Source organism: Kitasatospora sp. MAA4 (genome assembly GCF_029893355.1).
Taxonomy (GTDB): domain Bacteria; phylum Actinomycetota; class Actinomycetes; order Streptomycetales; family Streptomycetaceae; genus Kitasatospora.
The window spans coordinates 187,523-201,860 of record NZ_JARZAI010000016.1 but is presented as its reverse complement, the minus strand read 5'-3'; the positions used below and the strand labels follow the sequence as shown (position 1 = coordinate 201,860).

At 71.6% G+C, this 14,338-nt stretch carries 14 protein-coding genes; 5 read left to right on the top strand and 9 right to left on the bottom strand.

Annotation, left to right across the window (positions count from 1 at the left end; genetic code table 11):
* Positions 1 to 153 precede the first annotated feature (153 nt).
* The gene (locus P3T37_RS22490) at positions 154 to 3,057 is read right to left on the bottom strand and encodes a UPF0182 family protein (protein ID WP_280725576.1); all 2,904 of its coding nucleotides are present in this window, start codon (positions 3,055 to 3,057) and stop codon (positions 154 to 156) included.
* A 182-nt stretch (positions 3,058 to 3,239) separates the two neighbouring features.
* On the opposite strand from P3T37_RS22490, the gene P3T37_RS22485 reads away from it, so the two are divergent.
* On the top strand, positions 3,240 to 3,803 hold the full coding sequence (locus P3T37_RS22485; RefSeq protein ID WP_280725575.1) for a PPA1309 family protein: 564 nt from the start codon (positions 3,240 to 3,242) through the stop codon (positions 3,801 to 3,803).
* Positions 3,804 to 3,821: 18 nt separating this feature from the next.
* Here the strand turns inward: P3T37_RS22485 and P3T37_RS22480 are convergent, their stop codons facing one another.
* The 4 genes from P3T37_RS22480 to P3T37_RS22465 all read right to left on the bottom strand — a co-directional run bounded on the left by P3T37_RS22480 (position 3,822) and on the right by P3T37_RS22465 (position 6,960).
* The gene (locus P3T37_RS22480; protein ID WP_280725574.1) at positions 3,822 to 4,907 is read right to left on the bottom strand and encodes a PDZ domain-containing protein; all 1,086 of its coding nucleotides are present in this window, start codon (positions 4,905 to 4,907) and stop codon (positions 3,822 to 3,824) included.
* Positions 4,908 to 4,975: 68 nt separating this feature from the next.
* On the bottom strand, positions 4,976 to 5,134 hold the full coding sequence (locus tag P3T37_RS22475) for a hypothetical protein (RefSeq protein WP_280725588.1): 159 nt from the start codon (positions 5,132 to 5,134) through the stop codon (positions 4,976 to 4,978).
* A 158-nt stretch (positions 5,135 to 5,292) separates the two neighbouring features.
* Entirely contained in the window at positions 5,293 to 5,733 is a 441-nt protein-coding gene (locus tag P3T37_RS22470) for a molybdenum cofactor biosynthesis protein MoaE (protein ID WP_280668240.1), read from the bottom strand.
* A 78-nt stretch (positions 5,734 to 5,811) separates the two neighbouring features.
* The gene (locus P3T37_RS22465) at positions 5,812 to 6,960 is read right to left on the bottom strand and encodes an NAD-dependent epimerase/dehydratase family protein (protein ID WP_280725573.1); all 1,149 of its coding nucleotides are present in this window, start codon (positions 6,958 to 6,960) and stop codon (positions 5,812 to 5,814) included.
* Positions 6,961 to 7,152: 192 nt separating this feature from the next.
* On the opposite strand from P3T37_RS22465, the gene P3T37_RS22460 reads away from it, so the two are divergent.
* Together P3T37_RS22460 and P3T37_RS22455 are read left to right on the top strand one after the other, a co-directional pair.
* Positions 7,153 to 8,628 carry a zinc-dependent metalloprotease gene (locus P3T37_RS22460; protein ID WP_280725587.1) on the top strand — a complete coding sequence of 492 codons (1,476 nt, stop codon included), beginning with the start codon at positions 7,153 to 7,155 and terminating at the stop codon, positions 8,626 to 8,628.
* A complete protein-coding gene (locus P3T37_RS22455; RefSeq protein ID WP_280725572.1) occupies positions 8,625 to 9,185 on the top strand; it encodes an NUDIX hydrolase in 561 nt (186 codons plus the stop codon). Before P3T37_RS22460 ends, P3T37_RS22455 begins: the two co-directional genes overlap by 4 nt.
* 7 nt (positions 9,186 to 9,192) lie before the next feature.
* Here P3T37_RS22455 and P3T37_RS22450 read toward each other — a convergent pair whose 3' ends face one another.
* Positions 9,193 to 9,906: a M48 family metallopeptidase gene (locus P3T37_RS22450; RefSeq protein ID WP_280725571.1), complete on the bottom strand. Its 714-nt coding sequence runs from the start codon at positions 9,904 to 9,906 to the stop codon at positions 9,193 to 9,195.
* Between the two features lie 218 nt (positions 9,907 to 10,124).
* Here P3T37_RS22450 and P3T37_RS22445 point away from each other — a divergent pair, with 218 nt between their 5' ends.
* Together P3T37_RS22445 and P3T37_RS22440 are read left to right on the top strand one after the other, a co-directional pair.
* Positions 10,125 to 11,240, top strand: a complete 1,116-nt coding sequence (locus P3T37_RS22445) for a ThiF family adenylyltransferase (RefSeq protein ID WP_280725570.1) — start codon at positions 10,125 to 10,127, stop codon at positions 11,238 to 11,240.
* A gap of 137 nt (positions 11,241 to 11,377) precedes the next feature.
* Positions 11,378 to 12,721, top strand: coding sequence for an AarF/ABC1/UbiB kinase family protein (locus P3T37_RS22440; RefSeq protein ID WP_280725569.1), 1,344 nt, complete (start codon positions 11,378 to 11,380; stop codon positions 12,719 to 12,721).
* Positions 12,722 to 12,812: 91 nt separating this feature from the next.
* Here the strand turns inward: P3T37_RS22440 and P3T37_RS22435 are convergent, their stop codons facing one another.
* The 3 genes from P3T37_RS22435 to P3T37_RS22425 form a co-directional block, all read right to left on the bottom strand.
* The gene (locus tag P3T37_RS22435) at positions 12,813 to 13,055 is read right to left on the bottom strand and encodes a hypothetical protein (protein WP_348533272.1); all 243 of its coding nucleotides are present in this window, start codon (positions 13,053 to 13,055) and stop codon (positions 12,813 to 12,815) included.
* Between the two features lie 146 nt (positions 13,056 to 13,201).
* Positions 13,202 to 13,573, bottom strand: a complete 372-nt coding sequence (locus P3T37_RS22430) for a WhiB family transcriptional regulator (RefSeq protein ID WP_280725568.1) — start codon at positions 13,571 to 13,573, stop codon at positions 13,202 to 13,204.
* Between the two features lie 167 nt (positions 13,574 to 13,740).
* Complete coding sequence (locus tag P3T37_RS22425; protein ID WP_280725567.1) at positions 13,741 to 14,208, bottom strand: hypothetical protein; 468 nt, start codon at positions 14,206 to 14,208, stop codon at positions 13,741 to 13,743.
* Between the last annotated feature and the right edge of the window lie 130 nt (positions 14,209 to 14,338).

The following is a 14,338-nucleotide window of genomic DNA, read 5'->3' as shown; positions in this document are numbered from 1 at the left end:
ACAGGATTTGAACCTGCGACCTCTGGGTTATGAGCCCAGCGAGCTACCGAGCTGCTCCACCCCGCGTCGTTGTGTTGTAAACATAGCACGTCAGGAGCGTGAACCGTGCACCGCGCCCGCCGGGGCGGGCGAGCGCGGTGCGCAGTGCGGTCGCTACGGGGACGGGGTGGGCGACGGGGTGGGGGACGGGGACGGGTGCTGCTCCTCGGCCGCCGCCGCGTTCAGCGCGTTCTGCAGGGCCTGCTGCGCGGTGCCGTAGGCCGTCCAGTCGCCGTTCTTCAACGCGTTCTGGCCGTCGGTGAAGGCCTTCTGCGCGGCCGCCAGGTCCTGCTGGAGCGCCGGGCTCGCAGTGCCGCCCGTGGCCGGCGGCGTGGTGCCGCCGCCCGACGGGTTGCTCGGCGCCGTCCCGGTGGCCCCGGACGCTCCACCGAGCACCTTCGCCAGCGCGTCCGACAGGCTGTTCTCAAAGGCGACGTTGTCGTTGCCGTACACCGCGAGCACCTTCTGCAGCACCGGGTAGTTGGCACCCCGGCCCTTGACGTACACCGGTTCGACGTTGAGGAAGCCGCCGCCGACCGGCAGGGTCAGCAGGTTGCCGTACTCCAGGTCGGAGTCGCTGCCGTTCTTCAGCAGGGTGAGCTGGTTGGCCACCACCGGATTGGAGTTGAACTGCGACTGGACCAGCTTCGGCCCGAGCGTCTTGCTGTCGCTCGGCACCTTCAGGATTCTGATCTTCCCGTAGTCCGGTCCCGGATCGGAGTCCACCGCCATGAAGGCGGCCAGGTTGTCGCGGCCGCTCGGCACGAAGGTGGTGGTCAGCGAGAAGTTGCCGGCGCCGGCCACCTGGTCGGGCATCCGGACCGTCAGGTAGTACGGCGGCTGGGCCTGGCCGGTGTCGTTGGTCGGATCGACCGGGACCTGCCAGATGTCCGTCCCGTTGAAGAAGGAGTTCGGGTCGGTCATGTGGTACATCCCGAGCAGGTCGCGCTGCACCTTGAAGAGATCCTGCGGGTAGCGCAGGTGCGGCAGCAGTGTGGCCGGGATGGCGCTCTCGGGCTCGACCGTGCCGGGGAAGGCCTTCATCCAGGTCTTCAGCACCGGGTCACTGCTGTCCCACTGGTAGAGCGTCACCTGGCCGGTGTAGGCGTCCACGGTGGCCTTGACCGAGTTGCGGATGTAGTTGACCTCGTTGGACGCCGAGAGGACCTGGCCGCGCTCGTCGGTCAGCGAGTCCTTGGTGGCGTCGCCCAGCGTCGTCTTGGAGGAGAACGGGTAGCCGTCGGAGGTGGTGTACCCGTCCAGCACCCAGGTCAGGTGACCGTTCTCGACCACCGGGTACGGGTCGCCGTCGATCGCCAGCCAGGGCGCGACCTTCTCGACGCGCTCCTTGGGCGTGCGGTCGTAGAGCACCTTGGCGCCGTTGGTGATCGCGCTGGAGTAGAGGATCTGCGGCTCGGCGAACTTCAGCGCGTACGCGGCCCGGGTGACCGGGTTGTTCAGCGAGACGCCGCTGCCGCCCTGGTACTGGTAGGTCTGGTCACCGGAGTCCGAGGTGTAGTCGATCTCCTGGTTGGTGCCGCCGACGATCGAGTAGGTGTCGGTCTTCTCGCCGTAGTAGATCCGCTGCTGATAGTCCCCGAGGGTGCCGGTGGTGGGCAGCCCGGACTCGGTGAAGACCGGCTGGCCCTTGTCGTTGACCTGGTTGCCCTTGGCCGAGACGGCGCCGAAGCCGTGCGTGTACTTGAAGTGGTCGTTGATCCAGTTCTGCTGCTGCACGCCGCTCAGGTTGAGCTCGCGCAGACCGATCACGGTGTCCTGGGCGTTCGGCTGGGCACCGTAGCGGTCGACGTCCAGGGTCGAGGGGAAGCCGTAGTACGAGCGCTGCTGCTCGATCTGCTGGAACGTCGGCGAGACGATGTTGGGGTCGAGCAGCCGGATGTCCGCGATGGTCTGGGCGTCCGGGGCGACCGTCTTGGCATCGGTGGAGGCGACCGGCGCGTACTGCGCGGTCTGGCTGTCCGCGATGCCGTACGCCTGCCGCGTCGCGTCGATGTTCTGCTTGATGTACGGCGTCTCCTTGGCCTGCTCGTTCGGCTTGACCTGGAACTGCTGCACGATCGCCGGGTAGAGCCCGCCGATCAGCACCGCCGAGAGCGCCATCAGACCGAAGCCGATCAGCGCGGGGGCCCAGGTCCGCCGCACCGGGGTGAGGAAGAAGAGCACCGCGCAGATCAGCGCGACGAAGAAGAGGATCGTCTTGGCCGGCAGGAACGCGTTGGCGTCCACGTAGCGCAGCCCGGTCCAGCCGCTGACGCCCTTGTACGCACCGGTCTTCACCGCGAGCCCGTACCGGTCCAGCCAGTACGCGACCGCCTTCAGCAGCACGAACACGCCCAGCAGCACCGCGAGGTGGCCCTGCGCACCCGCACTGGCCCGTCGGCCCGGCCCCTGCAACCGCACCCCGCCGTACAGGTAGTGCACCACCAGCGCCGCGAGCAGCGAGACGATCACCGCGCTGAACGCGAAGCCGAGCACGAACTCGTACCAGGGCAGGTCGAAGGCGTAGAACGAGACGTCCAGGTGGAACTGGCTGTCCTTCACCCCGAACGCGGTCTTGTTGGTCCACATCAGCCAGAGCCGCCACTGCCCGGAGGCCGCGGCGCCGGCAATCACGCCGGTCAGCAGCGAGACGCCGATCAGCGCCCACTTGCGGTACGGCGCGAGGCCCATCCGGTAGCGGTCCAGGCTCTGCTGCTCGGCCGACATCGCCGACAGCGGCGGGCGCAGCCGGTGCGCCAGCCACAGGTTGAGGCCGACCACCAGGGCCATCGCCACGCCGAACACGGCGAAGAGCCCGGCCTTCGTCCACAGCTGGGTGGTGAAGACCGAGGAGTAGCTCACCGACTTGAACCACAGCCAGTCCGTCCAGAAACCCGCGAACATCACGAACGCGAGGAACAGCAGGACCAGGGCACCGGCGGTGAGCAGGAGGACCCGTACACGTCGAGAGGGCGGGCCGACTCTCGGACGGAACCCCTGCCCTCCTCGGTCGGGCATCTGGAATACCAAGGGTGCACCTCTGCTGTTGTGGTCGGATCGGCCGGTGGAAGGGAGCTGAGTGGGTGACACCGGGTTTGCCGGAAGCCCACCAGTGCAACTTAATCAGCCTTGAGCCGAGTTCCCAGGCGGTTGACGCGTTACGTTCCGGGCGCGGTCCCGGCTCGTGTGAGGATTGAGTCATGTCCGATGCCATTGACACCCCCGCCGAGTCCGGCCTCCCGCCGGCCGCGACCCCGCTGACCCGCGCCGCCCTGGAGATCGACGAGTACGTCGGCAAGCTCGGCTGGGACCTGCCGGCCCGCCTGTTCGCCCTGGTCGACAGCGCCGAGCTGCGCCGCACCGACCCGAAGCTCGCCAAGCAGCTCGGGCTCAGCGCCGAGCAGGACGGCGCGCTGACCCCCGTCGAACAGGACGAGCTGCCCGCCGGGATGGCGCTGGACGAGTTCCTCGGCACCATCGCCTGGCCGGACATGGTGGCCGGATGCGCCCTGGTGGTCGAGCGGCTGATGCTGCCGCCGGGTGCGGAGAAGAGCCGTCCCAGCAAGGCCTCCGAGGCTCAGCTCGCCGACTGGGTGGCCAACCACCAGGACCGCCAGGAGGTCCGGATCACCGCCGCCGTGCTGCGCGACGGCAAGCGCGAGACGGCCCTGCGGCTGCGCGAGAAGGACATCCCCCGCGAGGTGCTGACCGGGCCCGACCTGGTGCCGGGCCTGACCAAGGCGCTGCTCGCCACCTTCGCGTAGTAGCGCTTTCCCCGCGCCCTACGAGGCCGGGCAGGACGGCAGTGCCGCGTCCTGTCCGGCCCGGATCTGACCGAGCGCCTTCAGCGCGCCGTCCAGCGTGTCCACCTTGATCAGCCGCAGCCCGTGCGGGGTGTTCTTGCTCGCCTCCGCGCAGTTGTCGCTCGGGGTGAAGAAGTACTGCGCCCCGGCGTCGCGGGCCGCGATCACCTTCATCGAGATGCCGCCGATCGGGCCGACCTTGCCGTCGTCGGTGATGGTCCCGGTGCCGGCCACGAACTTGCCGGCGGTCAGGTCGGTCGGCGTCAGCTTGTCCACGATGCCCAGCGAGAACATCAGGCCCGCACTCGGGCCGCCGACGTCCTGCAGCCCGATGTCCACCGTGAACGGGAACGTGTGGGTGGTGCCGGGCGTGATGCCCACCATCGCCCGGTTGGGGTCGTCGGGGGCCTTCTCGGTGACGATCGGCACCTGGGACTCGTCGGCCGGGTCGGGGTTGGTGGAGGCCTTGGCGTGCGGGACGGTCGTGAAGACCACGGTGTCGCCGGGCTTGTGCTTGGTCACCAGCGGGGCGACCTGGGCCGGGTCGGTGACCTTCGTGCCGTCCACCGCGACGATCTGGTCGCCCGCGTGCAGCTTGCCGTCCGCCGGGCTGCCGACCACCACCGAGGCGACGATCACCTGGGTGCCGACCTGGTAGCCGAGCTCGGTGAGCGCGGCGGTCTTGGCGCTGTCCTGCGAGGAGGCGAACTCCTGGGCGTTCTCCTGCTGGGCCTGCTGCTCGGTCTGGTTCGCCGGGTAGACGGTGTCGTGCGGCACCACCAGCACGTCGTTGCGCAGCCAGCCGACCACCACCGACACCAGGCTCGGCTGGTAGCTCGCACCGGTGACCTGGACCGTGGTCATGTTGAGGTGACCGCTGGTCGGATAGGTCTGGTGGCCGGAGATGGAGATCACCGGCGTGCCCGACTTGTCCTGCGCGCCGAGCGTGTTGTACGTCGGCCCGGGGCTGAGCTCCGTGTACGGCACGTTCATCAGCACGGAGGCGCAGAGCAGCGCTATCAGCAGCAGAGTGGCGGCGAGCATCGTCGCAGAGCGGCGTGGCATGGCACGACAGTACGGGACCGGACCCCGGCAGCGCCCCCCAGGGCTACCGACGGGGTCACTCCACGGGGTCACTCCGAAGAGCGCTGTGACCCGGTGCTGCGCTCCATGGCGGCCTTGAACCGCTGGTGCTCGGCCAGCGAGGCACCGTCACCGGTGGCCCGCGGCGGCCGGGCCGCCCAGGTCGCCCAGAGCACGGCGACCAGTCCCGCGACGACAGGGATTCCCAACCAGGCAAGCGCAGCCATCTTCGTACTCCCAGCTCATCGTGCCTATCAGCACATTAACCGCCTGGTATGAGAACGGCTGTGGCGCCAACCGCGTTACGGCACACCACCTCTTGCCACCCACCGGCCGCAATCGTATGACCGCAGCGCCGCCGAACGGGTCAGCAGGAGCCCGCGCCGACCCACTCCTCCTCGCCGTCGGCGAAGATCTGGTGCTTCCAGATCGGCACCTCGTGCTTGAGGTCGTCGATCAGCTTGCGGCAGGCGGCGAAGGCCTCGCCGCGGTGCGGGCAGGAGACCGCGACGATCACGGCCACATCGGTGATCTCCAGCCGCCCGATCCGGTGGACCGCGGCGAGCGCGCGGACCGGGTAGTCGGCGGCCACCTTCTCCGCGATCCGCCGCATCTCCTGCACGGCGCTCGGGTGGGCGCTGTACTCCAGCGCGGACACCGACTTGCCGCCGTCGTGGTCCCGGACCGTCCCGACGAAGACGGTGGTGCCGCCGGCGGTGTCGTCACCGACGGCCGCGTACACCTCGTCGAGGGAGAGCGGGGTCTCGCGGACGGCGAGCAGGCGGATGGGGTCGTGGTTCTCGGACATGCTCCCCATGATTGCCGATCCGGTCAGGCCACGGCGATTGACGGATTATCCAAACGTCGGATCTGCCGTCTCCACACCTCAGATGCGGCGCCGCTTGCGCGCCCGGCGGACCAGTGCCGCGGTGCCCACCAGGGCCACCGTCGCCCCCGCAGCACCCAGGCTGGTGGCGGCCTCCTTGCCGCCGAGCCGGCGCCCGGCCACCGCGTGCTTGCCCGAGGACTGCGCCAGCAGCTCGGCCAGCACCTGCTCGTTGCTGTACGCGGGCCGCCAGCCCGCCTCGTGCAGCCGGCTGCCGGAGACCACCCAGGGGTACATGGTGTACGCCAGGTCGCCGGCCGGCGCCGGAGTCAGCCCGAGCCGGTGCAGCCGGGCGGCCGTGCCGAGCGCGAGCGCGGCGGGCAGCTCCATCCGGCGGATCCCCGAGAGCTCCTCGACCTCCTCCTGCTCCAGCCAGCCGTCACAGCCGACCGTGACCTCACCCTCGACCAGGCCGAGCGCCGCGTACTCCAGCGCCGAGGCCAGGTCGTCCAGGTGGCAGAACTGCCAGCACGGCCGCGAGCCGGCCACCACCAGCAGCCGGGGCGCCTCGAAGTGCCTGGTCAGCACGGTGTCCACACCGGGCCCCACCAGCACCGCCGGGCGCAGCACGGTGACCTGGAGGCCCGGGTGGGCGCGCGGCGCCCGGCGGGCGAGGCGCTCGATCTCCAGCAGGTCACCGACCAGGGTGGCCTCCTCGGTGGCGCGCAGCTCGGAGTCCTCGGCGAGCGGCACCTCGTTGTCCGGCAGCGCGCCGTAGACCATCGCGGAGGTGCAGAGCACCACCCGGTGCACACCGGCGGCCGCCGCGGCGGTCAGCACCGTCTGCGCGCCCCGCACGTTGTACGCGCTCCGGGCCCGCGCGTCGGTCTCCATGCCGAGGTCCATCGCGAGGTGGACCACCACGTCGACCCCGCGCAGCCGTTCGGCCACCGCCGGATCGCGGACGTCCAGCACCCGCCACTGCACACCGGGCACCTCGCCTCGGCGGTCGTCGATCGCCAGTACTTTGCGGACGCCGGGCGAGTCGACCAGGCGCGCGGCGAGGCGTTCGCCCAGCACGCCTGCGGCGCCGGTGACGGCGACGGTGAGCGGTCGGCCGCCGTAGGCTGGTGGCGGTGGTCCAGAGGCCGACTGGGCCTCCTCGCCTCCGGTCAGCCCAGAGCGAACGTCCGAGGGCGGGGAACTCACCGGCCATCCTCCACGGTTAGCTTATGTGCGTACGTACGAGTGTCACGTACCGTCCATCCTGCCCGAGGAGAGGGCCCGGCGGTGCACCCGGCGCGGGCTCGCCCGCTCCGAACCGTCCCCCACCTGCAGTCCCCTGACTTGCATTTCCCGCCACACCACCCGCGCGTGACGGCCGACCAGATCGAGGAACCCGTGAGCGACCTCCCCTTCGGATTCGGTGTTCCGCCCGAGGAGCCCGAGGACGGCAAGGACGACCAGACCGGCAAGTCCGGCCAGGGTGGCAAGGGCGAACAGGCCGGCAAGCCCGGGGGCGACCCGGCCCAGCCGCCGTTCGGCTTCGGCGCGAACCCGTTCGGCGCGCTCTTCGGGATGGGCGGGGCCGGCGGACCGGCGGGCGACAACCCGTTCGCCGCCATGATGGGCGGCCTGAACCCCGGGGACCTCGGCGCCGCCTTCCAGCAGCTCGGGCAGATGCTCTCCTTCGACGGCGGCCCGGTGAACTGGGAGCTGGCCAAGGACATCGCCCGGCAGACCGTGGTGGCCGAACCGGCCGAGGGCAAGGCCAAGGACCGCTCGGTGAGCGCCGCCGAGCGCTCGGCGGTCGCGGAGGCCGTCCGGCTGGCCGACCTCTGGCTGGACTCCGCCACCGAGTTCCCCTCCGGCGCGGGCACCGCCGTGGCCTGGAGCCGGGCGGAGTGGATCGAGGCCACCCTGCCGGTCTGGCAGGAGCTGGTCGACCCGGTCGCCGAGCGGGTCGGCAACGCCATGGGCGGCGTGCTGCCCGAGGAGATGCAGTCGATGGCCGGCCCGCTGATGGGCGTGATGCGCTCGATGGGCGGCGCGATGTTCGGCACCCAGATCGGGCAGGCGCTGGGCGCGCTGGCCGCCGAGGTGGTCGGCTCGACCGACGTCGGCCTGCCGCTCGCCCCGGCCGGCAAGGCCGCCCTGCTGCCGCAGAACGTCGCCGAGTTCGGCGAGGGCCTGAGCGTGCCGGTCGAGGAGGTGCGGCTCTACCTGGCCCTGCGCGAGGCCGCCCACCAGCGGCTCTTCGCCCACGTGCCGTGGCTGCGGGCGCACCTCTTCGGTGCCGTCGAGGCCTACGCGCGCGGCATCAAGGTCGACACCTCCCGGATGGAGGAGTTGATGGGCCGGATCGACCCCGAGAACCCCGAGGCACTCCAGGAGGCCCTGTCCAACGGCCTGCTCCAGCCCGAGGACACCCCGGAGCAGAAGGCCGCGCTGGCCCGTCTGGAGACGGCGCTGGCGCTGGTCGAGGGCTGGGTCGACGCGGTGGTGCACGCCGCCGCCGAGCCGCACCTGCCGCAGGCCGGGGCGCTGCGCGAGACGCTGCGCCGCCGCCGCGCCACCGGCGGGCCGGCCGAGCAGACCTTCGCCACGCTGGTCGGCCTGGAGCTGCGCCCGCGCCGGCTGCGGGACGCCTCCCGACTGTGGGCCTCGCTGGCCGACGCCCGCGGCATCGACGGCCGCGACGCGCTCTGGCAGCACCCCGACATGCTGCCCACCGCGACCGACCTGGACGACCCGGACGGCTTCGTGCACCGCGGCGGCGAGGAGCCGATCGAGGGCGGTCTCGACTTCGACGCCATCGACAAGCTGCTCGGCGAGGCCGCGGCCAAGAACGACGAGAAGGACGACCCGAACGCATGATCCACTCCGACGCCGTCCGCGCGCTGCGTGACTGGAGCAGCGCGGACGCCGGCCAGGACCAGCTGCGCCACGACTATCTGGCCCACCTCGCGGATCACCCGGACGGCCTCTGGCGCTCCTGCCTGCCCGCACACATCACGGCCAGCGCGGTGGTGGTCGACCCGCAGGCCGGGCGGGTGCTGCTCACCCTGCACCCCAAGGTCGGCATCTGGCTGCAGATGGGCGGCCACTGCGAGCCGGGCGATCCGACGCTGGCGGCCGCCGCGCTGCGCGAGGCCACCGAGGAGTCCGGGATCGCGGGCCTGCGCCTGCTGGAGTCCGACGGCGTCCCCGTCCCGGTGAAGCTCGACCGCCACCAGGTGCGCTGCACCGGCAAGGACCGGCCGGAGAACACCCACCTGGACGTCCAGTACGTCGCGGTGGCCCCGCCCGGCGCGCAGGAGCTGATCAGCGAGGAGTCCCTGGACCTGCGCTGGTTCGACTACGACCGCCTCCCCGAGCTGACCGACGACTCGGTACGGGATCTGGTCGAGGTCGCCCGCAAGCTCACGGCGTAGCAACGGCCTACTCGCAGGGGGCGGGCTCCTCGCCCGAGCCGCCCCCGCGGGCGCCCGGCACGTGCGGCAGCCGGGAGGCGGCGGCCACCCCCTCCAGGTAGCCGCGGGCCCGCTCGGTGCGCGGATAGGCGTCGAGCAGTGCCCAGAAGCGCGGGCCGTGGTCGGGGACCAGCAGATGCGCCAGCTCGTGCAGCAACACGTACTCCAGCACGTACTCGGGCATGCCCTGGAGCCGGTGCGAGAGTCTGATGGTGCGTTCGCTGGGGGTGCAGGAGCCCCAGCGGGTGTTCTGGTTGGTCACCCAGCGGACCTGCTCGGGACGGGCGCGGCCGTCGAGGTAGGCGCGAGACAGCTGGTGTGCGCGCTCGGCCAGCGCGTCGTCGCCGAGTGTGCGGCGGCTCTCCCGGGCGGCCAGCCGGTCGATCATCTGGGCCACCCAGCGGTGCTCCTCGGCCGAGGACATCCGGGCCGGGATCAGCACGATCGTCCGGTCGCCCTCGCGATAGGCCGAGACCGTGCGGCTGCGGCGGGCACTGCGGCGGACCTCGACCGGGCCGTGGTCGGCGGGAGCGGCGGGGTGCCGTCCAGGGGTGTCCGGCGCGGGGGCGGAGTGCGTCGATCCCGGTCGCGCGCGCGTACCGGGCGTCGCGACTCCCGACCCGGCAGCTGCACGGGCACGCCGAGGCGACGCCGAGGGCTGGGAGTCCCGTTCGGCTGCCATGCCACAGGACGTTACCGGGTGGCAGTGACAGAAGTCCGCTGCCAACGCCGAATTATTTTCGCCGATGATCGCGCCGAGAACGCGCACCTTAAATGATCGCCAGAACATATCCCCAGGGCTGTGGATAACCGGCTTCCCGAATTCCCGCTGGTCGGGCATGCTGTCATCACTGATCGTCATCCAACGATTTCTCAGCGTGACGACTGAAGGGGCTCGCCATGCACCCGACGCTCAAAGCCGCACTGTCCCGGGCCTGGCGGGATCAGCAGACGTTGCAATTCGGTACGGCCCCCGAGCGGGCCCGCCTGGTGGACCGCGCGGACGATACGTTCTGCGCCTTTCTCGACCTGCTGGACGGCAGTCGGGACGCCACCGCGCTGACCACGGCAGGCCGGGAGATCGGCCTGCCGGCCGACTACGTGGCAGAGGCACTGCGCTCCCTGGAGGCGGCCGGCCTGCTGGACGACGCACTCGCGACGGAGGCGAGCCTCGCCGGGCACTCGCCCGCCCGGCGGGAGTTCCTCGGGCCCGACCTGGCCTCGCTCTCGCTGCTCCATCCCGCCCCCGGGGCCGGGGCGCGGGCGCTGCGCCGGCGGGCCGCGGCGCGGGTGGAGATCCGCGGCGCGGGCCGGATCGGGGCCGCGGTGGCGGCCACGCTGGCCGCCGCCGGGGTGGGCACGGTCGAGGTGACCGATCAGGGGCGGGTGCTGCCCGGCGACTGCGCCCCCGGCGGCATCCCCGTCCAGGACGTCGGGCGGTTGCGGACCACCGCGGCCCGCGAGGCCGTCCGGCGAGCCTGCGGCGCGGCGCCGAGCGGCGCCGAAGGCGGCTCCGCGGGCGGGCCCGAGGGCGGCTCCGGCGGCGCACCCGAGGCGACCGAATCCCCTCCGCCGCACGTGGTGGTGCTCACCCCGAGGGACGGCACGGGCGCCTTCGCGGGGGACGCCGTCCAGGCCCGGCAGCTGATGCGCGCCGGGATCCCGCACCTCTATGTCGGGGTGGTCGAGCACCTCGGGGTGGTCGGGCCGCTGGTTCTGCCGGGCGCCTCGGCCTGCGGCGGCTGCGTTGCCCTGGCCCGCACGGACCGGGACGCCTGCTGGCCCCGGCTGCTCGCCCAACTCGCCACCGAGGGTCCCGGCCGGCCGCGCGCACCGGCCTGCGACAGTGCGGTCGCGGCGGCGGTGGCCGGCCTCGCCGGGCTGCACACGCTGCTCCATCTCACCGGCGAGCGCCCGCCCAGCGTCGACGGCTGGTGCGAGGTCTCCGCGGCGGACGGGATGGTCCGAAGACTCCGGCTGCCCCCGCACGCCGACTGCGGGTGCTTCTGGCCCTGAGAACCGACCCCTGCACCTCAGCTTCCGGGCCGCGACCGGGGCTTGCGGGCGACCGGGCACAATGGCCTAGTGACCGCCGTATCCCAGCCACCGCAGCCGCGGGGACTGCCGGCACACGTTTGATTGGGAGGCCCCGGGTGAGCGATCTTCCGCGCAAGGCTGTGACCCGCACCGCAAGGCTTGCCGCCCTGCCGTTGGGGATAGCGGGTCGGGCCACCCTGGGGCTCGGCAAGCGGATCGGCGGGCGGTCCGCCGAGTCCGTCACGGCCGAGCTCCAACAGGCCACCGCAGACCAGTTGTTCAAGGTCCTCGGTGAGCTCAAGGGGGGCGCGATGAAGTTCGGGCAGGTCCTCTCGGTCTTCGAGGCGGCCCTGCCGGAGGAGGTCGCCGGTCCCTACCGCGCCGCCCTGACGAAGCTTCAGGACGCCGCGCCGCCGATGCCCGCGGCCAGCGTGCACGCGGCGCTCACCGAGCGCCTGGGCAAGGACTGGCGCTCGGACTTCCGCAGCTTCGACGACCGGCCGGCCGCCGCCGCCTCGATCGGCCAGGTGCACCGGGCCGTCTGGCAGGACGGGCGCGAGGTCGCGGTCAAGGTCCAGTACCCGGGCGCCGGCGAGGCGCTGCTCTCCGACCTCGGCCAGCTCAGCCGAGTGGCCTGGCTGGTCGGACCGCTGATCCCCGGCCTGGACATCAAGCCGCTGATCACCGAGCTGCGCAGCCGGGTCGCCGAGGAGCTCGACTACGAGCTGGAGGCCTCCGCCCAGCGGACGCACGCCGAGGAGTTCGCCGACGACCCGGACATCGTGGTGCCCGGCGTGGTGGCCCAGGCCGACCAGGTGCTGGTCACCGAGTGGCTGGGCGGTACACCGCTCGCCGAGGTGATCACCAAGGGAAGCCAGGCCGAGCGGGACCGGGCCGGGCACCTGCTGGCCCGCTTCCTCTTCGCCGGACCGGCCCGGACGGGTCTGCTGCACGCCGATCCGCACCCCGGCAACTTCCGGCTGCTCAAGGACGACGGACCGGCCGAAGGTTGGCGCCTGGGCGTCCTGGACTTCGGCACCGTCGACCGGCTGCCGGGCGGACTGCCCACGCCGATCGGCGACTCGCTGCGGATGGCGCTGGCCGGCGACGCCGTGGGCGTCCTGGACATGCTGCGGGACGAGGGCTTCGTGAAGCCCTCGATCGTGCTCGACCCGGACGCGGTGCTCGACTACCTGCTCCCGATCATCGAGCCGGCGGCGGTCGAGAACTTCCACTTCACCCGGACCTGGATGCGCTCGCAGGCGGCCCGGATCGCCGACCCGCGCTCGCCCGCCTACAACCTGGGCAAGCAGCTCAACCTGCCGCCGGACTATCTGCTGATCCACCGGGTCACCCTGAGCACCATCGGCGTGCTCTGCCAACTCGGTGCCAAGGCGCCCTTCCGGGCCGAGATGCTCGACTGGCTCCCCGGCTTCGCCTACGCGGCCGAGGCAGAGTAGGCGAACCCGGGGAGCCGAGGTCAGGGAGCCGAGGCCCCGTCAGCACAGCGCCCCCGTGGCCCGCGAACTGCGGGCGACGGGGGCGGAGCTGTCACATCAGGGCGGTGACGAGGACCTTGCGGGCCCGCATCGAAGCGCGCTCGGCGCGCCGCTTCAGCCTGCCCGCACGAACGGCCCGCAGGACGAGACGTTGGTGCTCGGCCTCCTGGAGGCGTTCTTGCATATGGGCACGGGCCAGGTTTTCTGGCATGAGATTCATCTCGAGGTTCCTGTTCTGGACGGAGAGTTCGGCGGTCCGCTCGGCGCGGGCGATGGGTTCGGGGGTGATGGCCATGGTGTGGTCCTGCTCGTGGTGCGTACGCGGGTAGGGGGTCTGTACTGCGGCATCGGCCTGTGCGGCGGCGATGCGGACGGAGTGGCGCAGTGCGTCGGCCGCCGGGGGGCAATCCCGGTGGACCATTGCTGCTCGAAGCGCCGGGCTCATGCTGCGACCTCGGTCTTGCGCGGACGGCCACGCGGCCGCTTGCGGGCCACCACGACGCCCTGCACGAACAGCTCGCCGCCCCAGACACCCCACGGCTCACGCCGGTCGAGCGCACCCGCGAGGCAGGCCTCCTTGACCGGGCAGGTGCCGCAGAGGGACTTCGCATACTCGACGTCGGCGGGCGTCTCCGCGAAGAAGACCTCCGGGTCGAAGGCGCGGCACGGGATGGGGGAGCCGAGAGTCTCGGCGTCGTCAAGAGCGGTGATCTGCATGAGGGAACCTTCCGGGGGAGGGAGTGGAGCGGGGTCGGCCTTGGTCGGCGCTGTGCTCGGTACGGACGGGAGGGGCGGTGTGATGACCGTGGACACTGTGGGCGTCTTCCTCGTCTGGAGTTCTGGTTCCGGTCCAGCTGACTGGTGGGCTGGACCGGAGGCCCCTAGGGGCCTGTGGTCTGTCGTACCGGGCAAAACAGAAGGGCCGCGGATCCCGGTGTACGGGTTCCGCGGCCCTGGAAAGGTGCCGACCTGAGACTTCCTCAGGTTCGCTCTCTCCAGGGTTCAGGCCCGCGGAAGGCCCGGATCCGGATGGCTTCGGCCCCGATAAAGGCGGCCTTGGCCTGGCTGATCAGCTGCTCGCTCTGCTTCTGGGCTGCTCCGGCACCGATGACCTGCAGATAGGCGCCATGCTTGGCCGCCGCGTCCACTGCCTTCGGTGCCCTGGTCGGTCGCTCATTGCGCATCGCACGCACGGAGTCGACATCGACGGTGACCCAGCCGAGGGACAGACCGGTCTCGACACCCGTCCCCGCGGAGCTACCGGCGGCGCCCGTCATGCCAAGGGCACCGGCGACGCTGACGCGGGTGACGTCACGGTCGAGATCCAGGCCGCCGCAGACACCGGACAGCGAGACTCCGCCCGCGAGAAGACCCGCGGGGGAAGGACGCAGTGAAGCGGCAACAACGGCCTGGCCAGTCAGTTTGGTGATCATCGTGATGGTTTCCACTGTCGTCGCCTCCTCTCGGCGTCTCGCGGTGCCCAGTCCCCCGGGCTCCGGCTGTTCGGATGTCTGTCTCGGTCCTGCTGTTGAGCGGTCCTGCAGTCGTGAGGTCCTGCTGTGCGCAGAGCGCACGGGT

What these genes read in the sequence shown, in the direction of transcription:
- P3T37_RS22490 (WP_280725576.1), bottom strand. Translation starts at nt 3,057, where the DNA reads ATGCCCGACCGAGGAGGGCAGGGGTTCCGTCCGAGAGTCGGCCCGCCC.
- P3T37_RS22485 (WP_280725575.1), top strand. Translation starts at nt 3,240, where the DNA reads ATGTCCGATGCCATTGACACCCCCGCCGAGTCCGGCCTCCCGCCGGCC.
- P3T37_RS22480 (WP_280725574.1), bottom strand. Translation starts at nt 4,907, where the DNA reads ATGCCACGCCGCTCTGCGACGATGCTCGCCGCCACTCTGCTGCTGATA.
- P3T37_RS22470 (WP_280668240.1), bottom strand. Translation starts at nt 5,733, where the DNA reads ATGTCCGAGAACCACGACCCCATCCGCCTGCTCGCCGTCCGCGAGACC.
- P3T37_RS22455 (WP_280725572.1), top strand. Translation starts at nt 8,625, where the DNA reads ATGATCCACTCCGACGCCGTCCGCGCGCTGCGTGACTGGAGCAGCGCG.
- P3T37_RS22450 (WP_280725571.1), bottom strand. Translation starts at nt 9,906, where the DNA reads ATGGCAGCCGAACGGGACTCCCAGCCCTCGGCGTCGCCTCGGCGTGCC.
- P3T37_RS22445 (WP_280725570.1), top strand. Translation starts at nt 10,125, where the DNA reads ATGCACCCGACGCTCAAAGCCGCACTGTCCCGGGCCTGGCGGGATCAG.
- P3T37_RS22435 (WP_348533272.1), bottom strand. Translation starts at nt 13,055, where the DNA reads ATGGCCATCACCCCCGAACCCATCGCCCGCGCCGAGCGGACCGCCGAA.